Source organism: Pyramidobacter sp. YE332 (genome assembly GCF_033060595.1).
Classification (GTDB): domain Bacteria; phylum Synergistota; class Synergistia; order Synergistales; family Dethiosulfovibrionaceae; genus Pyramidobacter.
Map to the genome: position 1 here is coordinate 2,388,777 of NZ_CP133038.1, position 20,591 is coordinate 2,409,367.

At 58.0% G+C, this 20,591-nt stretch carries 21 protein-coding genes; 10 read left to right on the forward strand and 11 right to left on the reverse strand.

The genetic code is table 11. The features are described 5' to 3' along the window. Positions 1 to 167: 167 nt before the first annotated feature. From RAH42_RS11290 to RAH42_RS11300, 3 genes are all read right to left on the reverse strand, one after another. Positions 168 to 1,244: a Xaa-Pro peptidase family protein gene (locus RAH42_RS11290; RefSeq protein WP_078015815.1), complete on the reverse strand. Its 1,077-nt coding sequence runs from the start codon at positions 1,242 to 1,244 to the stop codon at positions 168 to 170. A gap of 87 nt (positions 1,245 to 1,331) precedes the next feature. Beyond that, the gene (locus RAH42_RS11295) at positions 1,332 to 1,607 is read right to left on the reverse strand and encodes a GNAT family N-acetyltransferase (protein WP_205948263.1); all 276 of its coding nucleotides are present in this window, start codon (positions 1,605 to 1,607) and stop codon (positions 1,332 to 1,334) included. Positions 1,608 to 1,804: 197 nt separating this feature from the next. Beyond that, positions 1,805 to 2,359 carry a biotin transporter BioY gene (locus RAH42_RS11300; RefSeq protein WP_317539533.1) on the reverse strand — a complete coding sequence of 185 codons (555 nt, stop codon included), beginning with the start codon at positions 2,357 to 2,359 and terminating at the stop codon, positions 1,805 to 1,807. Between the two features lie 212 nt (positions 2,360 to 2,571). On the opposite strand from RAH42_RS11300, the gene RAH42_RS11305 reads away from it, so the two are divergent. Then, positions 2,572 to 3,747 (forward strand): alanyl-tRNA editing protein, encoded by a 1,176-nt coding sequence (locus RAH42_RS11305; RefSeq protein WP_317539534.1) that lies wholly within the window; start codon positions 2,572 to 2,574, stop codon positions 3,745 to 3,747. A 152-nt stretch (positions 3,748 to 3,899) separates the two neighbouring features. On the opposite strand, the gene RAH42_RS11310 is transcribed toward RAH42_RS11305, so the two are convergent. The 3 genes from RAH42_RS11310 to RAH42_RS11320 all read right to left on the reverse strand — a co-directional run bounded on the left by RAH42_RS11310 (position 3,900) and on the right by RAH42_RS11320 (position 5,754). Next, complete coding sequence (locus RAH42_RS11310) at positions 3,900 to 4,400, reverse strand: arsenic metallochaperone ArsD family protein (protein ID WP_317539535.1); 501 nt, start codon at positions 4,398 to 4,400, stop codon at positions 3,900 to 3,902. 98 nt (positions 4,401 to 4,498) lie between these two features. After that, positions 4,499 to 5,224 carry an HAD family phosphatase gene (locus RAH42_RS11315; RefSeq protein WP_317539536.1) on the reverse strand — a complete coding sequence of 242 codons (726 nt, stop codon included), beginning with the start codon at positions 5,222 to 5,224 and terminating at the stop codon, positions 4,499 to 4,501. A 146-nt stretch (positions 5,225 to 5,370) separates the two neighbouring features. Beyond that, entirely contained in the window at positions 5,371 to 5,754 is a 384-nt protein-coding gene (locus tag RAH42_RS11320; RefSeq protein ID WP_317539537.1) for a metalloregulator ArsR/SmtB family transcription factor, read from the reverse strand. Positions 5,755 to 5,942: 188 nt separating this feature from the next. On the opposite strand from RAH42_RS11320, the gene RAH42_RS11325 reads away from it, so the two are divergent. The 9 genes from RAH42_RS11325 (at position 5,943) to RAH42_RS11365 (ending at position 13,882) form a co-directional block, all read left to right on the forward strand. Beyond that, positions 5,943 to 6,161, forward strand: coding sequence for a cation transporter (locus RAH42_RS11325; RefSeq protein ID WP_078015820.1), 219 nt, complete (start codon positions 5,943 to 5,945; stop codon positions 6,159 to 6,161). Positions 6,162 to 6,300: 139 nt separating this feature from the next. Continuing rightward, on the forward strand, positions 6,301 to 8,184 hold the full coding sequence (locus RAH42_RS11330) for a heavy metal translocating P-type ATPase (protein ID WP_317539538.1): 1,884 nt from the start codon (positions 6,301 to 6,303) through the stop codon (positions 8,182 to 8,184). Between the two features lie 506 nt (positions 8,185 to 8,690). Continuing rightward, positions 8,691 to 9,482, forward strand: a complete 792-nt coding sequence (locus tag RAH42_RS11335) for a DUF4198 domain-containing protein (protein ID WP_317539539.1) — start codon at positions 8,691 to 8,693, stop codon at positions 9,480 to 9,482. A gap of 5 nt (positions 9,483 to 9,487) precedes the next feature. Further along, positions 9,488 to 9,988, forward strand: coding sequence for a hypothetical protein (locus tag RAH42_RS11340; RefSeq protein ID WP_317539540.1), 501 nt, complete (start codon positions 9,488 to 9,490; stop codon positions 9,986 to 9,988). Positions 9,989 to 9,990: 2 nt separating this feature from the next. Then, positions 9,991 to 10,599, forward strand: coding sequence for a cobalt transporter CbiM (gene cbiM, locus RAH42_RS11345; RefSeq protein WP_317539541.1), 609 nt, complete (start codon positions 9,991 to 9,993; stop codon positions 10,597 to 10,599). Between the two features lie 16 nt (positions 10,600 to 10,615). Beyond that, positions 10,616 to 11,392 carry a CbiQ family ECF transporter T component gene (locus RAH42_RS11350; RefSeq protein WP_317539542.1) on the forward strand — a complete coding sequence of 259 codons (777 nt, stop codon included), beginning with the start codon at positions 10,616 to 10,618 and terminating at the stop codon, positions 11,390 to 11,392. Continuing rightward, complete coding sequence (locus tag RAH42_RS11355; RefSeq protein ID WP_317539543.1) at positions 11,389 to 12,135, forward strand: ABC transporter ATP-binding protein; 747 nt, start codon at positions 11,389 to 11,391, stop codon at positions 12,133 to 12,135. Before RAH42_RS11350 ends, RAH42_RS11355 begins: the two co-directional genes overlap by 4 nt. 489 nt (positions 12,136 to 12,624) lie before the next feature. Then, positions 12,625 to 13,482: an AAA family ATPase gene (locus RAH42_RS11360; protein WP_317539544.1), complete on the forward strand. Its 858-nt coding sequence runs from the start codon at positions 12,625 to 12,627 to the stop codon at positions 13,480 to 13,482. 37 nt (positions 13,483 to 13,519) lie between these two features. After that, positions 13,520 to 13,882, forward strand: coding sequence for a DUF4143 domain-containing protein (locus RAH42_RS11365; RefSeq protein ID WP_317539545.1), 363 nt, complete (start codon positions 13,520 to 13,522; stop codon positions 13,880 to 13,882). Positions 13,883 to 14,177: 295 nt separating this feature from the next. Here the strand turns inward: RAH42_RS11365 and RAH42_RS11370 are convergent, their stop codons facing one another. The 5 genes from RAH42_RS11370 to RAH42_RS11390 all read right to left on the reverse strand — a co-directional run bounded on the left by RAH42_RS11370 (position 14,178) and on the right by RAH42_RS11390 (position 20,585). Then, a complete protein-coding gene (locus RAH42_RS11370; RefSeq protein ID WP_317539546.1) occupies positions 14,178 to 16,097 on the reverse strand; it encodes an AAA family ATPase in 1,920 nt (639 codons plus the stop codon). Between the two features lie 84 nt (positions 16,098 to 16,181). Next, a protein-coding gene (locus RAH42_RS11375) for an IS5 family transposase (RefSeq protein WP_317539161.1) occupies positions 16,182 to 16,972 on the reverse strand; the annotation gives its coding sequence in 2 pieces (ribosomal slippage) (positions 16,182 to 16,601 and positions 16,604 to 16,972; 789 coding nt in all). Positions 16,973 to 17,201: 229 nt separating this feature from the next. After that, positions 17,202 to 17,957, reverse strand: coding sequence for an IS5 family transposase (locus RAH42_RS11380; protein ID WP_317539547.1), 756 nt, complete (start codon positions 17,955 to 17,957; stop codon positions 17,202 to 17,204). Positions 17,958 to 18,129: 172 nt separating this feature from the next. Continuing rightward, positions 18,130 to 19,659 (reverse strand): glutamine-hydrolyzing GMP synthase, encoded by a 1,530-nt coding sequence (gene guaA, locus RAH42_RS11385; protein WP_317539548.1) that lies wholly within the window; start codon positions 19,657 to 19,659, stop codon positions 18,130 to 18,132. A 155-nt stretch (positions 19,660 to 19,814) separates the two neighbouring features. Beyond that, the gene (locus RAH42_RS11390) at positions 19,815 to 20,585 is read right to left on the reverse strand and encodes a DpnI domain-containing protein (protein WP_317539549.1); all 771 of its coding nucleotides are present in this window, start codon (positions 20,583 to 20,585) and stop codon (positions 19,815 to 19,817) included. Positions 20,586 to 20,591: the final 6 nt, after the last annotated feature.

Consider the following 20,591-nt stretch of genomic DNA (forward strand, 5'->3'; position numbering starts at 1 on the left):
AGACCTCCTTGAAATTGAGAACCACTCTTTTTAGAGCCGTTGTATCTTCCATAAAAGCCTGATTATTATATGCGCCGCACTGACGAAATACAAGCGATAAAAACTTTTTCCGCACAGCAGAGAGGGCGAAACGATTTTTATTCTCGCCCCCCGGCGCGGCGTCGGCGTCATTCGATGATCTGAAGCTCCTTGGGAACCTGATTGAGGATGCGCACGCCCGTTTCGGTGATCAGACACAGATCTTCGATGCGCACGCCCGTCTCGCCGGGAAGATAGATGCCCGGCTCGCAGGAAAAGACGTTGCCCGGTCTGACCTGTTCCGTGTTGGCGCTGCTCACGTCGCCCCATTCGTGCCCCTGCTGGCCGATGGAATGCCCGAGACGGTGCGTGAAGTACGGTCCGTATCCGGCGTCGGCAATGATCTTGCGGGCGATGCCGTCTAAGTCGCAGTAGCGCACGCCGGGTTTCATCGCCGCTTCCGCAGCCTCGTTGGCGCGGCGCGTGATCTCGTAGATTTCGCGGTCCTTGGCGCTCGCCGTCTTGAAGTAATAGGTGCGCGTCATGTCGGAACAATAGCCGTCTTTGATGCAGCCGATGTCGAAGAGCACGCACTGTCCCGGCTTCAGCACGGTGCCGTCGGGCGAATGGTGCGGATCGGCGGCGTTGGCGCCGAAGCTGACGATCGACGGGAACGACAGGCCGTCGGCGCCCAGCTCGCGGTAGATGCCGGCCAGTTCGTCGGCCAGTTCGATCTCCGTCACGCCTTCGCGGACGCGCTCGCGAAGGGCCAGCATGGCCTGATCGTTCATCTGCGAGGCGCGCGTCATCAGGGCGATCTCCTCGGCGTCCTTGCAGGCGCGCACGCGGTCCACGCAGGGGGAAGCGTTCACGTAGCCGGCAGCGGCGTCCGCCTGCTGAAGTTCGAGCAAGAACTCGGCGGGCATTTTTTTGTCCACGCCCAGCGGCCGGGAACGGTCGATCAGGGGCAGGGCCTTGAGCGCGCCGCGCTCGGTATCGTCGTAGGGAACGATGTTTTCCGCCGCCACGTGGGGGGCGAAGAACAGCCGGTTCAAAAACAGCGCCGGTTTCTGCCCCTCGCGCAGCAGGAGCGCCAGAAAGCGCTCGCCGGGGCGGAAGTCGTCGCCGGTCACGTAGGTCAGCGAGAAAGGATCGCTCAACAGGGCCTGCGTGAGCCCCGCATCTTTCAGACTGGCCATGATCTTGTCGATTCGCCGTTGATTCATGATTCCTCTTTACCTCCTCGGGGCTCTCCGGCCCGAAAGACCTTCTCCGCACGCCCGGCCGTCAGGGCGTCGTCCGTAAGCCGCGCCTTATCCCCTGACAGAGTCGTACTCCGTCGTCTTCTCAAACTGGCGGAGCGCATACGAACAGGTCGGCACGATTTTGACGCCGCGCTCACGGGCCGCCCGGACCAGTTCGTCCACCAGGCGCGCGGCGATGCCCTGCCCGCCATAGACGGGCTCGACTTCAGTATGGTACGCGGTCCAAACTGCGCCGTCTTCGGCATAGGCACACAGCCCTACGCACTTTTCGCCGTCGTAGGCGGCGGTGCGTTTTCTCGTTTCTTCAAAGACAATTTCGATCACGGCGCGGCCCCCTTTCCATCGCGCATGATGTCATTGTATCATGAAGTTTTTTTGCGGGAAAGGCGCGACGATTCCGCGATCCTGTTCCAAAAAGAAACGTTTCCGTTGGCCGGCAGGCAATGTTCCACGTGGAACATCAATACCGCACAACGCCTGACGGCGGTTGAGCCGTCAGGCGTTGTGCGGTATTCTGAATCTCAGCGTTCCTCGGACTTTTCCTCCGTCCCGGCGGCGCGCAGACGGCGGCGCAGCCCCCGGCCGAGCAGGATCGCCAACACGATCTTCAGCGCGTCGACGGGAATGAACGGATAAACCGCCGCGGCCATGCACCGGTCGAAACCGAGATTGGCGACTTTCGACAGCCACGCCGCGCCGAACAGATAGAGCACGGCCAGCCCCAGCAGCATGCCGGCGAACTGCGCGGCGACGCGTTCCGAGCGGTCGATGAACCAGCCGCTGATCGCCGCCAGCGGGATGAAACCGACGAGGAAGCCGCCCGTCGGCCCGAGCAGTTTGCCCGCTCCGCCGGCAAATCCCGAAAACACGGGCAGCCCGACAAAACCGATCAACAGGTAGAGGACGACGGCCAAGGTACCGCGCCGCGCGCCGAGCGCATACACCGAAAGGTAGACCACGAACACCTGAAAGGAAAAAGGGATCGGCCCGACGGGCACCGACAGCGGCCCGAGCACGCACATCAGCGCCGTCATCGCCGCGATCGCCGCCATGTTTCTGACATGATTCTTCTCCATTGTTATTGTCTTCACTCCGTCTCCGCGAAAATGTGCAGCGCCCCGATCATACGTCCGGCCGGATCAATTGTCAATCATAAATATATTAAATGGTGACAATTAATGAACAAGCCCCGATCTTTCGGCACGGACGAAGCGTCTTGAGCGAAGGCGCGAAACGTGGCATAATTTGTCTCTGCGGAAGAAATCATTTTGATCGAAGAGGGTTTTCCATGGACGAGATGAACGAACTGTACTATCGGCTCCCCTACGTGAAGGAATTCGACGCCGTCGTCACCGGCTGCGTGCCCGGCAAAAGCGGCTTCGAAGTGACGCTCTCGCAGACCGCCTTTTACCCCGAAGGCGGCGGCCAGCTCGCCGACAGCGGCTTCATCGGCGAAGCGTCCGTCGGCGACACGCGCCGCCGCGGCGGCGACATCATCCATTACGCCGACCGGGCGCTGCAAGTCGGCAGCACTCAGCACTGCGGCATCGACTGGCAGAAGCGCTTCGATCACATGCAGGCCCATTCCGGCGAGCACATCGTCTCCGGCCTGATCCACAGGCGCTTCGGCTACGACAACGTCGGATTCCACATGGCCGCCGACAAAGTCACGGTCGATTTCAACGGACTGATCAGCGAAGAGCAGCTCGCCGAACTGGAGCGCGAAGCCAACGCCCGCGTTTACGACAACCTGCCCGTGCGCGTCGCGTTTCCTTCGCCGGAAGAACTGGCGGCGCTCGATTACCGCAGCAAAAAGGAGCTGAGCGGCGCCGTGCGCATCGTCGAATTCCCCGGCGTCGACCGCTGCGCCTGCTGCGGCACCCACGTGGAGCGCAGCGGCGAGATCGGCCTGATCAAGTTCGTCTCCATGGCTCATTACAAAGGCGGCGTCCGCATCGAAATGCTCTGCGGCCGTCTCGCCATGCAGGACTACGCGCGCAAGAACGAGCAGGAGCGCGAGATCGGCCGCATCTTCTCCGCCAAGCCCTACGAGACCGTCGAGGCCGTGCGCCAGTACGTCGCCGCCGCCGAAGCGGCGGAAGCCCGCGCTTCCGAGCTGGCGCGCCGCTATTTCGAGCTGCGCGCCGCCCAGCTCCCCGCCGGCGGCGGGCTGCTGATCGACTTCGAAGAAGGCTTCAAGCCCGTCGAGCTGCGCAGATTCTGCGACGCCCTCGTTGCCGGCGGCAAGGCGAAAACGGCGGCCGTGCTCTCCCCCGCCGAGAACAACGGCAAAAAAGGCTGGAACTACGTGATCTGCGCCGGCGCCCCTGTGCTGCGCGAGGCCGTCAAAACGCTCAACAAAGAGCTGAACGGCCGCGGCGGCGGCGACCCCACGCTCGTGCAGGGAACGTTCTTCGCCGGGCGCGCCGAGATCGAGCGCGCGCTCGAAGCGACTTTCCGGTGATCATGTGCCGAAAGAATCTCCATAGAACATTCCGAAAAAGAATCAGCGCGTGAAAACAAACAGGGAGCGCCTCCAGCCAAAAGACGGAGGCGCTCCCTGTTTGTCGCAAAAAATCTCCGCCGCCCGCTCAAAAGAACGGACAGCAGATCTTTCTAATGATGGCCGCAGCCGTGATGATGTCCGCGGCCATGCTCGCGCCCTTCGGCGCCGTCCGAGCAGCCGTCTTCGGCATAGTGTTCGTGACCGTGACAGCCGCAGCCGTCGTGATGGCGGCGGCGTTCGTGCTCGTGTTCGCGACAGCTGCCGTTCCCGCCGCCGTGCGTTTCTTTCAGGTCCTCGACGTCGGCCCATTCATACCCCAGCACCTCGGGCGGCAGCTCGAGCCAGTCGATCAGATCGACGTCGTCGGGATAGCGCCCGGCGATGACGACGACGCCGTCCACCAGCACGACGGGCAGGCGCTCCGCGCCGAACACTTTCAGGTACTGCGCGGCGGCGGGATTCGCCTCGAACGCCTCCGGCTCTTCGGCCAGGTCGTGGCGTTCCCATTCGACGCCCTGATGCGTCAGCACGTCCAGCGACTGAGCCAGATCGGCCAGCTCCTGTCCGTCGTCCCACTCGGCCGCGGCTTCGTAAATGGCCAGTTTGCGCATGATTGGTTCCTCCTTCTGCTGAAATATCATTCGGGAAAAGTTTAGCGCTGACAGCCGCATCTTACCATAAAGCGGCGTTTCTTACGAACGGCAAGGAATCACTCCACCGTTTCCCGTTTTAGAATCTCAATCGCCGCGCCGTAGTCGCGGAGGCGGTAATCGGCGAGGGCGTCGATGCGGGCGCGATCGCCGTCGGCGTAGCGGTCGTAGACGGCGGCGGCTTCGATGCCGGCGTTGCGGGCCGATTCGACGCCGACCAGCGAATCCTCGAAGATCAGGCACTCGTCAGGCGCCGCGCCGAGGTCGCCGAGGATACGGAAATACACTTCCGGGTCGGGCTTCATCGCGCGCACGTCCTCGCGCGCGTAGACGGGGCTGAAATACTCGTCGAGCGGCGCTTTGGCGAGCATGTTGCGGTTGACGGTGCGGTAAATATCGACGGTGCCGCGGCGCGTCGCGGTGGCGATGGCAAGCCGGAAGCCGCGCGCCTTCAGCGCCTTGACGAACTCGTCGGCGCGCGGCTTGTAATCGACGACGTTTTCGAGGAAATCGCGGGCGATGCGGTAGCGCCGGCTGTGGATCTCGTCCGCCGTCAGCGGCGAAGCGTACTTTTCCTTCAAATAAGCGCAGTAGTCGCCGTACGGGTCGGAACTGGCAGCGCGCTCCCGCAGCAGGGCGTCGCGCTGCCGCTGCAGATCGCCGCCGTCCCGCTCGCCGCCGCCGATCTGCTTCACCAGCTCGACGTCCACGGCGTTCCACACGCCCACCGAGTCGATCAGCGTGCCGTCCAGATCGAAGATGATCGCTTTTTTCCTGTCGAACATTCCTGCCGCCTCCCCGAAGTTCTTCCGAAACCGCTTCGATTGTACCAGAAAAACCGTCCGCGTTCCCCCGCGTCTTCGCGCTTCGGCACGACGGCGAAAAAAAACGGAGAGCCGCGGAGCGGAAACGCTCTGCGGCTCTCCGTTTTTTACCCGTTCCCGCCGCGACGCCGCGCGCAGGGGCAGGCCATGGACATCAGCTCCTCGATGGCGCGGTGCAGCATCGCCGCCGTCTCGGAAGCGGCGGCTTTGTAATAGACTTCCTTGCCCTCGCGGCGGCTGATGATCAGCCCCGCGCTCTTGAGCGAGCGCAGATGGTGAGACACCGCCGGGCTGGACATCTCCATCAGCGCGGAAATGTTGATCACGCACTCTTCGCCGTGGCACAGCAGCCAGAAGATGCGCACGCGCGTGGCGTCGCCGAGCTGTCTGAACACGTCGGCGACAGTCTGAAATTCCTCTACGGACGGCGCTCCGGCGCAGAACTCCTCGACGGGCTGGCCGTGCCGGTGCGGCAGATGGACTGGCGGCATGGAATCGCCTCCTTTTCTTCGTTACTATTTACCATAAAAATTCGCCGCTGAAAAGCTCCCGCGGCGAATCTTTTTTCCGCGTCTCCGGCTGAGGGTTGACAGGATCGCCGCGTCGGGATAAAATCTCATTAACGAATAAGCATTTGTTTAATCGTTTATCTCACCTCATCGAAAAGGAGCTGCCGGCCATGAAAAAGAGCTACAAGATCGAAGTGGACTGCGCCAACTGCGCCAACAAGATGGAGCAGGCCGCCAAGGGCACGCCCGGCGTCAAAGACGCCAGCGTCAACTTCATGCTGCTGAAAATGAACGTGGAGTTCGAGGACGGCCAGGATCCCCGGGCCGTCATGCCCGAAGTGCTGAAAAGCTGCAAAAAAGTCGAGGACGACTGCGAGATCTTCTTTTGACCGTCCGCCGCGCCCTTCACGCCGAAAACGATTTTCCGCAAAGGGCGTTTGGGGCCGCGCCACGCCTCAGCGCACGATATAAATCGAATCGCCTTTCCCGCGCCGTCTCGCGGCGGAAAGTTTTGTGGAGGAATATGCCATGAACCGGAAACAGCTTCGCATGCTGCTGCGCATCCTCGCCGCCGCGGCCATGATGGGCGCCCTGCACTTCGCGCGCGTCGCCGGCACGGCGCGCTTTCTGCTTTATCTCGTACCGTATCTGACCGTCGGTTACGACATTCTCGGCAAATCGCTCAGGGGCGTCAAAAACCGCCAGATCTTCGACGAGAACTTCCTTATGGCCGTCGCCACGCTCGGCGCCATGGCGCTGGCCGTTTACGAGGACGGCGACTACACCGAGGCCATCGCCGTCATGCTCTTCTACCAGACCGGCGAGCTGTTCCAGAGCTACGCCGTCGGCAAAAGCCGCCGCAGCATCAGCGCCCTCATGGATATCCGCCCCGACTACGCCAACGTCGAGCGGGGCGGCCGCCTCGAGCGCGTCAATCCCGACGAAGTCGCGCCCGGTGCGGTCATCGTCGTTCAACCGGGCGAAAAAGTCCCCATCGACGGCGTCGTCGCCGAGGGACGCTCGACGCTCGATACATCCGCCCTGACCGGCGAGAGCGTGCCGCGCGAGACCGGCCCCGGCGACGAGATCCTTTCCGGCTGCATCAACATGACCGCCCCGCTCAAGGTGAAAACCGCGCGCGAGTTCGGCGAATCCACCGTTTCGAAAATCCTCGACCTGGTCGAGAACGCCAGTTCGCGCAAGTCCAAATCCGAAGAGTTCATCAGCAAGTTTGCCCGCGTCTACACCCCCGCCGTCTGCGGCGGCGCTCTGGCGCTGGCCGTGCTGCCGCCGCTGGCGCGTCTTTTCGCGACGGGACTCTCCCCCGACTGGGGCGATTGGCTCTACCGCGCTCTCACCTTTCTCGTCATCAGCTGCCCCTGCGCGCTGGTCGTCAGCATCCCGCTCACGTTCTTCGCCGGTCTGGGCGGCGCCAGCCGCGAAGGCGTGCTCGTCAAAGGCTCCAATTATCTGGAAACGCTGGCGAACACGAAGTGCGTCGTCTTCGACAAGACCGGCACGCTCACGCAGGGCGTCTTCGAAGTCAGCGACGTGCATCACTGCCCCATCGAGCGCAAACGCCTGCTCGAGTTCGCCGCGCTGGCCGAAAGCGCCTCGCCGCATCCGATCAGCACGTCGCTGCGCCTCGCCTACGGCAGCCCCATCGACCGCACCCGCGTCGCCGACATCCGCGAGATCAGCGGCGAAGGAGTCACCGCCGTCGTGGATGGATTCTCCGTCGCCGCCGGCAACGCCAAACTCATGGAACGTCTCGGCATCCCCTGCATCCGCTGCCGCAGCGCCGGCTCGATCGTGCACATGGCCATCGACGGCAAGTACGCGGGACACATCGTCATCTCCGACGTGGTCAAGCCCAACGCTCGGGAGGCCATCGTCCGCCTCCGCGCCGCCGGCGTGAAAGAGACCGTCATGCTCACGGGGGATCGCCGCCCCGCCGCCGAACAGACGGCCCGGGAACTCGGCGTCGACGAGTTCCACGCCGGGCTGCTGCCCGCCGATAAAGTCGCCAAGGTGGAGGAGCTGCTGTCACGCCAGCCCATCGGCGCAAAGCTGGCCTTCGTCGGCGACGGGCTCAACGACGCGCCCGTGCTCTCGCGCGCCGACGTCGGCATCGCCATGGGCGCGATGGGCAGCGACGCCGCCATCGAGGCCGCCGACGTCGTGCTGATGGACGACGATCCCCTCAAGATCGTCACAGCGATCAGGATCGCGCGCAAATGTCTGGGTATCGTGCGCCAGAACATCTGGTTCGCCATCGGCGTCAAGCTCGCCTGCCTGGCGCTCGGCGCGCTGGGACTCGCCAACATGTGGCTGGCCGTCTTCGCCGACGTCGGCGTGATGGTCCTGGCGGTGCTCAACGCGATCCGCGCGCTGCTCGTCAAAAAACTGTGAAGGCGAAACAAAAACGGGCGCGCCTCAAAGGGCCTGTTCCACGGCAAAGGTACCATAACAAGACGCGGGGAAAAACAAAAAAACACGATTTCTTCTAGAACCGGGCGGCGTGGAGCGTCCGACAGCCGCTGAGCTGTCGGACGCTTTTTTTCATGGCGAACGTTCGACGCGAAGCCCTCACAACTATTTCTCCCGACTTTTAGCCTCTAAAAGTCGGGCGGAGCGATTTCCGCCGCCGAGGACCGGCACATCCCACGAAAGGTTCTTCGTCCGCCGGCGCCGACGTCGTTTCGGGAAAACCTTCCGCCGCGCGCTCAAAAAGCCGCGAGCGCCGAGCAAGGCGTGACACGCTCTTTACTCACCTTGACACAAATTGGCGTTATGATATTATTGCGTCGTAGCACGATGACGGAAACGCCATTTCCAAGCGGCGATTTTCCGCTTTCGGGCCGCGGAATCTCCGCGGCTCAACACAATCTTTTCAAAATCTAAGGAGGAAGCATTTCATGTCTCAGCGCAAAACGTTCTCCCTGTTCTCGGCGGCGCTTCTCATCTCGGTTCTTTCCGGCGCGGCCATGGCTCACGAACTGGTGCTGCGCGCCAACGGCGAGGTCACGGAAGGCGCGCCTCTGGCCGTGTCGGTGCATTCCGGACACAAGTTCATCGTCCCCGAAGAAGTGGAAAGTCTCGAACGCGTCAAGGCCGGTCCCTTCGTGGACGGCAAGCTGATGGCCCAGCCGCTGACCGGCAACGAAAAGGGGTTGTGCATCGACTTCACGGTGCCGGAAGTCAAGGCCGGCGAGTCGTTGATCGTCGTCGCCGAAAAGGACGGCGGCGTCTGGAGCGTCACCAACGAGGGCGGCAAATCGGGGGCGCGCAAGGATCTCGAAGCTCAGGGGCTGAAGGTCAAATCGGCAGTCAAGCACGACAAATACGCCAAGCTGATCCTCAACGCCTCCAAAGCCGACAAGAACTTCGCCACCGCCGTCGGCCATCCGCTGGAAGTCATTCCCGTGACCAATCCGGCCGACGCCAAGGTGGGCGAGTTCTTCGAGGTGAAGGTCGTACTCGAAGGTCAGCCTTATACGGGCCCCGTCTGGGCAACTTACGACGGCTTCGTCACCGAGCATGAGAACACCTATGCCTACTACACCGAGGCGGAGAGCGGCACGGCCTTCATCAAGATCACCGCGCCCGGCCTCTGGGGCGTCCGCGCCCGTCAGGACGGCCTGCCCGGCGTCGAAGGGACCTACGACAGCCGCACGGTGCGTTCTTTCCTGCTCTTCGAAGTCAAATAACGATCATGACGGCGCTTTTGAAAAGGGCGGCCGCGACTTTGCTGATGGGGCTCGCGCTGACGGGTCCCATTGGTTGTTTGCGCGCTTCCGCCCATGGCGTGGGATACCGCCAGTCAGATCTGCCCTCGGTGCCGCTGGAGTTCTTTTATTCCACCGGCGAAACCATGAGTTACCTCGAGACGAAGGTCTTCTCGCCCGCCGACGAGAAGTTCGCCAACCAGTCGGGGCGCACCGACGCCGCCGGGCGCTTCGCGTTCGTTCCCGATGTGCCCGGCACATGGCGCGTGATCGTCAAGGACGACGAAGGCCACCAATGCACGGCGGAAATCGGCGTGACGCAGGAATTCCTCGACGGCGGTTCCGAAAAGTCCTCCGCCCTCGCCGTCAAAGAACAGAGCGCGGTGCCTCAGGGCATGGATCTGGCGATCCGCTGCGCCCTCGGCGTCAGCCTGCTCTTCAACGTCGCCGCGCTCGTCCTGCTGGCACGCCGCGGAAAGGCGGCCTGAGCATGCATATCAGCGAAGGCGTGCTCTCCACAGGCGCGCTGGCGGCCGGCTGGGCCATCACCGCGGCCGGCACGGCCGTGGGCCTGAAAAAGCTCAAGCCCGAGCGCATCGTGCGCGTGGCGTTGCTGTCGTCGGCGTTCTTCCTCGCGTCGCTGGTCAACGTCAAAATCGGTCCCAGCTCGACGCACCTTTCGCTCATCGCGCCGATGGGGCTGGTGCTGGGCTGGTCGGCTTTTCCCGCAGTGCTGGTAGCGCTGCTCCTGCAGGCGCTGCTGTTCCACTTCGGCGGGCTGGCGGTGCTCGGCCCCAACACGGTGGACGTGGCGCTGCCGGCGCTGCTGGTCTATCTGATTTTCGCACGGCCGATCCGGCGCCAGAACGGCGCGGTTGCCGCTGTCTGGGCCTTCGCCGCCGGCACGCTGGCGGTGCTGCTGTGCGCCGGCGGCGTGGGGCTGTTCCTCGGCGCCACGGACGAAAATTTTCTCGGCGTGGCAAAGGTGATCTTTCTCGCTCACGTGCCGGTCGCGTTCGTCGAGGGCGCGATCACGGCCTTCATGGTGGCGTGGCTGAAAAAAGTTTCCCCGGAGTTCCTGTCGGGCGTCGGCCGCTGACGAAAGGACGGCGGCTATGCGTCTCGATACGGGCAGACTGTTCGCGGAAAACGCGCGCGCTCCGCTTGACGTTTTCGATCCGCGCGCGCGCATGCTCTGCGCCGCAGCTTACGCGGTGGCGCTATCGGCGCTGGACCGGCCGGCAGCGCTGGCGTTCGCGGCGCTGCTGCCGGGCGCGCTGTTTTTCTGCGGCCCGCTTCGCCCCCTGCTGCGCTCGCTGCGCCAGCTCAATCTGATCAGTCTGGCGATGACGTTCCTGCTGGCGCTGACCTGGCCGGGGCGCACGCTATGGGGGCCGTTTTCGCGCGAAGGAATCCGTCAGGGGCTTCTCATCACGGCCAGGCTGAATCTAATCTCGATCGCGCTGCTGCGGCTGATCGCGGCCATGGGACCGGCGCGCTGCGAAACCGCGCTGGCCCGTCTGGGCTGCCCGGAAAAGCTGCGCGTTCTGCTGCTGCTCACGCTGCGCGGCATTTATCTGCTGGCCGAACGCATGGGCACGGCCCTGCAGGCGGTCAACCTGCGCAGCGGCTCGCGCGGCGCAGGACGCTCGCCGTACTTGAAGGGGACGCTGCGTTGGCGCGTGTTCGCTTTCATGGCGGCGAGCGCGCTGCTGCAGAGTTCCGACCGTTCGGAACGCATGATGCTGGCGCTGAACTGCCGCGGCGGTCTGGCGGGGTTCGCCGCGGCGCAGCCGCTCCGCTGGAAAACGCGCGACACGGCGCTGACCGTTTTCTGCGCGGTCGTGCTCGCAGCGGCGCAGGCGCTCGATTTTTCGGGAGGCTTTCAATGAATCCGGCTCAATCGGAAAAATCCACCTGCCCGCTGGAAGTGCGAGCGCTTCATTATAGTTACCCCGACGGGCACAAGGCGCTGAACGGCGTATCGTTCGGCCTGCGCGAAAACGAGAAGCTCGCGCTCGTCGGCCCCAACGGCTCCGGCAAGTCGACGCTGCTGCTTCATCTGGCCGGGGGCATCGCCGCCCGCCAGGGCGAGATCCGGCTGTACGGACGGCCCGCCGGCACGGGAGAGCTGCGCCAAGCCGTCGGCCTGATCTTTCAGGAACCGGACGACCAGCTCTTCATGCCGCAGGTCGCCGACGATGTGGCCTTTGGCCTCGTCGCCCGCGGCGTGCCCGCCGGCGAGGCGCGGCTGAAAGCGCTCTCCATGCTCGAACGGCTGGGCGCGGCGCACCTGGCCGAACGCCCGCCGCACCGCCTTTCCGGCGGCGAAAAGCGTCTGGCCGCTTTGGCTGGGATCCTCGTCATGACGCCGCAGGTGATCGTTCTCGACGAACCGACGGCGGCGCTCGACCCGCGCGCGCGGCGGCGCGTCATCGAAACGCTGCGCATGTTGTCCCAGCCGATGATCCTCACCACGCACGACCTCGACATGGCGCTCGACGTGTGCAGCCGCGCCGCGCTGCTCTACGACGGAGCCGTCGCCGCGGAAGGGCCTCTGCCCGACCTGTTCCGCGACAAAGGGCTGCTGGAACGCAACGGCCTCGAACTGCCGTTGCGGTATTCCGCTACTTAATGTGATACGATTTCTTGATCAAATATCTCAATGTACGCCCACAATTTTCTCGGCATCAAAAAAATAAAGGAGCGATAGCGGCATGATTCTGCTATCGCTCCTTTTCCATCCTGTTTTATTCTGCGAGCTCCTCTTCCTGCTCTTTGCAAATAGCCTCTTCTATATTAAATAACGGAAGTTCAATGGCCGATATTTTTTCTTTATTTATAAAATTTTCTGTGCCATCGTAATCGTGAAAGAACAAAAAACGCAGGAAAGAGATACTGCATATTCGTCAATAAGTTACGCCATATATCCAGTGTTATTTATTTTCCCACTTATTGTTATACCGCGCAATAACAAGTTGCGCTTCATCAGTGATTCTGCAAACAACGGGCGGGAAAGCATGAGAGATTCCATCACTCTTGATTTCTACGCGGGTATATTTTACAATATCGACAAATCAAGAAACAAATTCATGATTTGTCGATATTGTATGGAGGCGCACTTATGGAGTATATTAAACGCAGCATTGAAGAGCTGGTCAGAGCCTCGGACAACACCTTCAAATGTGTTCTCGTGACGGGGGCGCGGCAGACGGGAAAGTCCACCATGCTCAAAGCCCTGTTTCCCGATAAAAAGTACGTTCCCATCGACGACCCCTTTATTGAAGAGCAGGCCAATGAAAATCCCAACATGTTCATGATGCTCAATCCGCCGCCGGCATTTTACGACGAAGTGCAACGGGCGCCCGGCCTGTTCCGCTTCATCAAGATCGCGTGCGACGCGAGCGACGGACGAGGCCTGTTCTGCCTGTCCGGCTCTCAACCGCTGGAACTGATGGAGAGCGCGTCGGAATCCCTTTCCGGCCGCGTCGGCATCATCGAGATGTCCGGACTGTCCTTGCGGGAGATCCAGGGCTGCGCCTTCAACGAGCCCTTCGTCCCCACGATGGAGTACGTGCGCAAGCGCAGCAGTTCCGCCCAAGCGCCGGAAAATATCTGGAAACTCATCCACCAGGGCGGCTATCCGGCGCTTCAGGCTCCCGACATGGACTGGTCGGTCTTTTTTTCCAGCTACGTGAAAACCTATCTGGAGCGCGACGTACGCAAACTCTCCGCCGTGCAAGACCTCAACGATTTCCGGCGGTTTATGGTCGCGGTCGCCGCCCGGACGGGGCAGATGCTCAACTGCGCCAACATCGCCGACGAGATCGGCAGAGACGCGGCAACCGTCAAAAAATGGCTCTCCATTCTGGAAGCTTCCGGGATCATTTTCCTGCTGGAGCCCTATACGCCATCCGTGCTGAAAAAGCCATCAGAACGCCCAAAGTCTATTTCCGCGACACCGGGCTGGCGGCATACCTGACCCGCTGGCTCACGCCGGAAGCCCTGGCTTACGGGCCATGAGCGGAGCCATGTTCGAGACCTTCGTGATCTCGGAGATCCTGAAATCCTACTCCAACCGAGGCATCGATTATCGTTACTGCGTTTCCTATTACCGGGGACGAGACAAGAAGAAAGTCCGACGCGACGGACAAACATACGAGACCGAAAGCGAGATCGACCTGATCATCGAAGAAAACGGCGTTCTTTATCCCGTCGAGATCAAACAAAGCGCGACGGTCGCAGCGGATCAGACAAGCGCCTTCACGGTACTGGACAAAGTGCCGGACAAAAAGCGCGGCGCCGGCGCCCTCATCTGCACCTGCCCCCAGCCCAACCTCCTGCGCGAAAACATCCTGCAGCTCCCCGTCTGGTATATCTAGCGTTGCGCCGCGCCGGGGGGCTTTAAACAAAAAAGAGCTATCTGACTTCAACGGAAATCAGGTAGCTCTTTCTTAATGAATGTCGCAGGCATTTACGTTTTACCAAACTATTCCTACTCTAGTCTCAGGTTTTGATATAGGGTGATAAAATGCACTTTCAGTTCGCTTTTCGTCCACATAGTCCACGCATTTCAGACTATCCAGAGCGTCTACAACTTTTTTGTAGCCATTTTGTAGCCACAGGCAGATTCACCTCAAAGCCCGTAGCTACTACTATGCGAGAGTATATAATAGATTAGAATAGCTTATTTACTGCTTTAAACAACAACTCAAAATTATTCAACGTCTCCTCGGATAGGGTGATTGTCGTAATATTTTTAGCCAAATAATTTGCGGGAGAATAATGATTAAACTCTTTTCCTCCGTTTTCCTTCTTGAGTTGTTGCATGATTGGTTTACCAGAAACGATTTCCTTTTGCAAGACTTTTTTTGAAAAAGCTCCATTAAATAATGTCAGATAATCTGCATCCGCAAACAAATCCTCAACATCCGCATGAGCAACTTTGAGAACATCATGATAAAACATAATTCTCTTGTCTTTAATGATATTTTGTGCAATTAGATTATCCAAACGTGCCTTTGCCGATTGGTCAGTAAAAGTGTCGAGAAGACACAGCATTTTTAGGTCATTTCCTCTAAGAAGAGAGACGAATGTTGCAACCTTATCTGCCCCGCCAACGGGAACAATAGTAATATTGCTCTTTAATCCCTCTCGACCCGACTCACATAAGGTATTTGACAGTATATTGAGATATACCAAGTCCGCAATACCTTCAACTAGTAAATTCTTTTCTGATACAAATAGGTTTTGAGCTATTGTATATCCAAGGGCTGCCTGCAACGGGAATATCGTATTGGGGTCTTTTTCCTGTAAGCAATCGGAAACATGAGTGCCAGACTGCTTTTCCAACACAGTTCGCACTCGTTGTAGTTTGTCAGATTCAATCATAAATGGAGAGTGCGTGGTATATATAATCTGATACTCATGAGAAAGATCTTCGATAAATCGAAGCAAGTCATGTTGTGCCATAGCATGTAGATTCAATCCGGGCTCATCAAGCAAGAGAATATAAGGGAAATCCTTATTTTCTTGTATTTTCTTGAACCAAACTAAAAATGAGAAAAACCAATTAAAACCCTTGCTTCTATTTGCTAACGGCAAAGAAACCATACTTCTGAGATTTTCGACACGAATATCTAAAACATGATCGACAATACGGCGATTATTTGACGCATCAGTTCGTTCAATCTTATCAATATCAAATTGAATCCGCAAATTTTGATTTGTTGACCAGTACTTAAACAGTTCTTCAGAAATTATAGCTTGAGTTGCTTCCAACTCTGCTTTGAAATCCTCATAAGAATCTGCATTGACCAAGTTTGCTGTATCAATATCTGCCAATTCGAGTAAAGCCCGTGCCGTCTTTTCAGAATTATTAAGCGCTTGATTATCGTTAATCTTATCGATGGAGATTCTAGAAGGCAGCATATAATAATCATCATAGTACATGAACTTTGGAATATTGGGCTTTATGTGTATACGCCAAATATATTCGCTAATAGGGCTATCCCAATTATTAGGATTTGAAAGATATGGCTCAAGTTGCTTTAATTCTGCAAGACGCGCTGCACTTTCGCCATCTGCTGTCAACGTTGCTATTGCAGTCTCAAATTCGGCTTTATTTTTCACACCCGAAAAAGCAGCAGAATACTTCTCTCCGACAATATGTAATTCTTTTAGCTTAGCAGTTACAAATGCCGCTGTATCTAGCATCTTTGTATCTACAGTGGCTTTATTATTGTATTTTTTAGTATACGAAAAAGACTTTTGCTTATATTTTATGCAAATATCCTTTTCTATTTTGGCTTGTAAACTGTCATCCATTTCGTAGAACAAGGTCACTGCATCAATGGCTTGTCCTCTTTTCTCTGCTGCCTTTTTTTGCTTTCTTGGGTAGTCATGAGTCATATCAAAGTGATAATCTGCATCGTCGCTATCAAAATAATTGACTTTCGCCAATGCTTCAAGCAAACTTGTCTTGCCGGACTCGTTCATGCCAACAAGAACAGTGACATCGGGTTCTATTTCAAATGTTTGCTCATTTTCAACACACTTGTACTTGTGAACAGTCGCTTTTTTCAACGTAATCATCATTGTTCCTACCCTCCGAATATTGCAGTAATCTAGATTTTTACATATTGGAAATTAGGGCTTGTTTAAAAAACATTTCAGCTTGTATTATTTCAATAAAATAACACTGGCAGCAACAAGAACAAAAGCGAAAAACGAAGCGTCAAGTTTGTCATAGCGGGTGAAAATTCTACGGAACCATTTGATTTTCTGAAAGAAACATTCAACCAAGTGTCGTTCCTTGTAAACATGCTCATCTATAAACCACGGTTCGGGATTATCGCTCTTCGGCGGGATAGTGTAACTTCCCTCCCGAGAAGTAATGTACTCTCTGATGGCTTGCGAACCGTAAGCCTTATCGCCGATGACGTTGCTCCCTCTGATTTCCGCTTGCCCGAGCAAGGACACGGCATGGCGGGAATCGTGGTCATTGCCGGGACTGAGCAGGAGCGCCAGCGGATTGCCTAAACCATCTACTATCGCATGAATTTTCGTATTCTTGCCGCCTCTGGACATGCCAATCGCTTGAGCCCCTTTTTTCCCCCTTCCGGGGTTTTCCCTCTCCCGTTGGCACTTTGATGTACTTTGCAGGACGTGGAGTCGATAGAGAGATTTTCCATGTCGGCATCAGCGCTTAGGGCGGCAAAGATCGCCTCGAATATTCCCCGCTGTTTCCACAGCCTGAAACGTGCGTAAACTGCCTGCCATTTGCCGTAACGCTCCGGAAGATCTCTCCATGGCGCTCCACTTCTGGCAAGCCACAGAATCCCATTGATGATCCTGCGGTTATCGTATTTTGCCGGGCGTCCACGTTGACCTGATTTCGGGTGTTCGGGCGGCAGCATTCTCTTGATTCGATTCCACTCGCTGGAGGTCAGTTCATATCTTCTCTCTTCCATGAGAAAAGTTTAAGCGATTGGATCGATTTAGGCAACTTTGACGTTTTTTAAACAAGCCCTAGCATGGTCATTGTTGCATCAAAATCTATTCTTATCTCACATTTCCACAGCACTATGACTTTCCATCCATCAGCTTTAAGTGCTTGAACATGTTCTTGATCTCGTTGCTTTGTTTTTTCAATTTTCGGAGCCCAATACTCCTTATTCGACTGGCTAGAGCGTGTTCACACTAAATTGCATCTACAATCATAGCGAAGTAGATGAATCCACAGAACAGCACGTCAAGTTTATCGTAACGGGTAAATATTTCCCGAAATCGCTTAAGACGCAAGAAATATCGCTCTATCTTATTGCGTTGCTTATATCTTTCCTTATCATATTCCCATGGATCTTTGCGGTTCGATTTTGGAGGAACAACCGGAGAATACCCCTTCTCCACCGCTTTTCTCCGCATATTCTCTCCCTCGTAAGCTTTGTCCATCAGGATGTATTTTTGCTCTGGGACTCTTATGATCTTGTCAAGCAGAGCTAGCCCTTCCGGCGAGTCATGGGCTTCTCCTCCGGAGAGCGCGAAGCTGACAGCCGATCTGTCAGTTGCGGTGACCATATGAATCTTCGTTGCGAGCCCGCCTCTTGATCTTCCAATGGCCTGTTTCCCTCTTTTTTTTAAAGCGCCTGTTCCGTTGGGATGAACCTTTACCGATGTGCTGTCCAGGCAGATCGCCTCGACCTTTATGCGAATAATGTTCTCTACTTGCAACGCTTCAAACACGCGCTGTAAAACGCCGTTTTTGCTCCACCTGTTCATGCGTACATAAATCGTATGCCAGTTTCCATAGGATTTCGGCAATGCCCTCCATTTGCAACCGTTTTCCGTGGCATACAGTATCGCATTGATCAGTTGGAGATTACTCATACTCACATTCCCGCGCTGACGGGGCAAGTATTTTTCAATTCGCTCATACTGTCCTTTCGTAATTTCCATATGCACATTATAGATTTCTATTGTGTAATTGGCTATTAGTGTGAACATGATCTAGTTAGTGGTTCCTTAAGAATCAGTATAATTTGCCATCCTAAAAAAGAGCTGTCTGACTTCAACGGGAATCAGATAGCTCTTTCTTAATGAATATCGCAGGTTTTTACATTCTACAAAACTACTCCCACTCCACCGTCGCAGGCGGTTTGCTGGTGACGTCGTAGACGACGCGGTTGACGCCGCGGACTTCGTTGCAGATTCTTGTGGAGGCGCGGGCCAGCACTTCGTGGGGCATGCGGTACCATTCGGCGGTCATGCCGTCGCGGCTGGTGATGGCGCGCAGGGCGCAGACGCGGGCGTAGGTGCGTTCGTCGCCCATGACGCCGACGGTGTAGACGGGCAGCAGCACAGCGAAGGCCTGCCAGATCTCGTCGTACAGTCCGGCTCTGTTGATCTCTTCCAGATAGATTTTGTCGGCGGCGCGCAGGATCTCGAGTTTTTCCCTGGTAATATCGCCGAGGCAGCGCACGGCCAGGCCGGGGCCGGGAAAGGGATGGCGACGCACGATGTTTTCGGGCACGCCGAGCAGGCGGCCGACGGCGCGGCCTTCGTCCTTGAACAGTTCGCGCAGGGGTTCGAGCAGCGACAGGTTCATGTCTTTGGGCAGGCCGCCGACGTTGTGATGGCTCTTGATAACGGCGGCGCCTTTGCGCTGGCCGCTCTCGATCACGTCGGGGTAGAGCGTGCCCTGCAGCAGCCAGCGGGCGCCTTTGATCTTTCGGGCTTCTTCCTCGAAGATGCGGATGAAGGTCTCGCCGATGATCTTGCGCTTCTTCTCGGGGTCGATGACGCCGGCCAGTCCTTTGACGAACTTCTCGCTGGCGTCGACGTAGGCGACGTTGAGTTTCATCTGCCGGTAGCTGGCGAGCACTTCTTCGGCCTCGCCGGCGCGGAGCAGGCCGTTGTTGACGAAGATGCACTGCAGGCAGTCGCCGATGGCGGCGGCAGTCAGCGCGGCGGCCACGGAGGAATCGACGCCGCCGGAGAGGCCGCAGATGACTTTGTCCTCGCCGACTGTGGCGCGGATCTCTTCTTTCATTTTCTCGGCCCAGTCGCCGAGGTCCCAGTCGCCTTTGCAGCCGCAAATCTTGAACAGGAAGTTGCCGAGCAGTTCCGCGCCTTTTTCGGTGTGCGAGACTTCGGGATGGAACTGTACGGCGGTGATGTGGTCGTCGGGCGTGCGTATGCCGGCGACGACGCCGTCTTCGGATACGGCGGTGGGGACAAAACCGGCGGGGACTTTTTCCACGTCGTCGCCGTGGCTCATCCACACCTGCGAGCGCTCGGGCATGCCGGCGAAGAACGGGCATTTCCCGTCTGTGACGACGAGCGTGGCGCGGCCGTATTCGCGCGCGGCGGAGCGGCGCACGGTTCCGCCGTACTGGAGCGCGGTCAGCTGCATGCCGTAGCAGATGCCGAGGATAGGCAGCTTGAGGTCGAAAAAGCCCTCGGCCAGACGGGGCGAATCGGGTTCGAGCACGCTGCGCGGGCCGCCGGAGACGATCAGGCCGGTGGGCGTGCGCGACATGATCTGTTCGATCGTCGCGTCCCAGGGCAGGATCTCGCTGTGCACTTTCATTTCGCGCACGCGGCGGGCGATAAGCTGGGTGTACTGCGAGCCGCAGTCGAGAATGACGATGTTGTCCATGAAGAACTCCTTTCGCGAATCGGGAAAAGTTGGCGTTCGATTTATTATATCAAGGGACGGGTTCTCCGGCGTTTGCATAAACGCGGAAGCCCCGTTTCGTTTAATTCGAAAAGAGGGTAAGCTTCTCCGCTCCATGTCCTTTTTCAAGCGAGATATCACAAAGCTGATTTTCTGTAATGCCCTCGCTCCAGGAACTCTACCACGCCGCGATCCCTGAGGGACTGCAGCTGCTGTCGGATCTTGGCGCGGACGTTGCGGTTGTTCGCGTGCAGCCGTTGCAGGCGCGCTTCGAAGCGGTACAGGTCTTCGAGAGCGAATTCGTCCTCCGCGATCTCGTTCACGCAGTTCAGCACGTCAAACAGCCAGCCGCGGTCGTCGATATTTTCGCTCGTCAGGCGGGCGGCCTGCACATAACTGGCACGCACTTCGGCCGCCGTCCGAAACCGGCCGTCGAGGACAACGGGGATTTTCCCCTGCGGCGGAATCCGCTCGTAGAGGATATTGCAGCCCGTCCAACCGGCGCGGCGGGCCGTAGCGGCCAGAGGCCGGCGTTTCTCGATCGCCGCCGGCGCGAAAAAAAATTTCGGCACCAGCGTCAGGGCGGTCACGGCGAGATTCAGCGCATATTGCAGGATCAGCAGATGAGGATTGCTATTGCTTTGGATCCTCTCGATCATTGCGCCGTAAGCGCCCGCCGCAATTTTCTTGCCAAGGCGTCCCGCTTTGCTTTTCAGCTCAAAGATCTCGCCGCAAGCGTCGCAGCGCATGTCGGCGACGGGCCTGTTATTCGGCAGCTTCGTCAGGCTGTCGTGCCCACAGCAGGGGCAGAACATGCGTCCCGCCAGCCACGTCTCGGTCATGATCCGTATTTTCTGCGACCGGCTCGAATAACTTGCCGCTAAAGATTCGTCAAGATAAAGTCCCATTTTCGT

Coding starts and splice junctions, on each gene's coding strand:
- RAH42_RS11290 (WP_078015815.1), bottom strand. CDS start 1,244: ATGAATCAACGGCGAATCGACAAGATCATGGCCAGTCTGAAAGATGCG.
- RAH42_RS11300 (WP_317539533.1), bottom strand. CDS start 2,359: ATGGAGAAGAATCATGTCAGAAACATGGCGGCGATCGCGGCGATGACG.
- RAH42_RS11305 (WP_317539534.1), top strand. CDS start 2,572: ATGGACGAGATGAACGAACTGTACTATCGGCTCCCCTACGTGAAGGAA.
- RAH42_RS11310 (WP_317539535.1), bottom strand. CDS start 4,400: ATGCGCAAACTGGCCATTTACGAAGCCGCGGCCGAGTGGGACGACGGA.
- RAH42_RS11315 (WP_317539536.1), bottom strand. CDS start 5,224: ATGTTCGACAGGAAAAAAGCGATCATCTTCGATCTGGACGGCACGCTG.
- RAH42_RS11320 (WP_317539537.1), bottom strand. CDS start 5,754: ATGCCGCCAGTCCATCTGCCGCACCGGCACGGCCAGCCCGTCGAGGAG.
- RAH42_RS11325 (WP_078015820.1), top strand. CDS start 5,943: ATGAAAAAGAGCTACAAGATCGAAGTGGACTGCGCCAACTGCGCCAAC.
- RAH42_RS11330 (WP_317539538.1), top strand. CDS start 6,301: ATGAACCGGAAACAGCTTCGCATGCTGCTGCGCATCCTCGCCGCCGCG.
- RAH42_RS11335 (WP_317539539.1), top strand. CDS start 8,691: ATGTCTCAGCGCAAAACGTTCTCCCTGTTCTCGGCGGCGCTTCTCATC.
- RAH42_RS11340 (WP_317539540.1), top strand. CDS start 9,488: ATGACGGCGCTTTTGAAAAGGGCGGCCGCGACTTTGCTGATGGGGCTC.
- cbiM (WP_317539541.1), top strand. CDS start 9,991: ATGCATATCAGCGAAGGCGTGCTCTCCACAGGCGCGCTGGCGGCCGGC.
- RAH42_RS11350 (WP_317539542.1), top strand. CDS start 10,616: ATGCGTCTCGATACGGGCAGACTGTTCGCGGAAAACGCGCGCGCTCCG.
- RAH42_RS11355 (WP_317539543.1), top strand. CDS start 11,389: ATGAATCCGGCTCAATCGGAAAAATCCACCTGCCCGCTGGAAGTGCGA.
- RAH42_RS11360 (WP_317539544.1), top strand. CDS start 12,625: ATGGAGTATATTAAACGCAGCATTGAAGAGCTGGTCAGAGCCTCGGAC.
- RAH42_RS11365 (WP_317539545.1), top strand. CDS start 13,520: ATGAGCGGAGCCATGTTCGAGACCTTCGTGATCTCGGAGATCCTGAAA.
- RAH42_RS11370 (WP_317539546.1), bottom strand. CDS start 16,097: ATGATGATTACGTTGAAAAAAGCGACTGTTCACAAGTACAAGTGTGTT.
- RAH42_RS11380 (WP_317539547.1), bottom strand. CDS start 17,957: ATGGAAATTACGAAAGGACAGTATGAGCGAATTGAAAAATACTTGCCC.
- guaA (WP_317539548.1), bottom strand. CDS start 19,659: ATGGACAACATCGTCATTCTCGACTGCGGCTCGCAGTACACCCAGCTT.
- RAH42_RS11390 (WP_317539549.1), bottom strand. CDS start 20,585: ATGGGACTTTATCTTGACGAATCTTTAGCGGCAAGTTATTCGAGCCGG.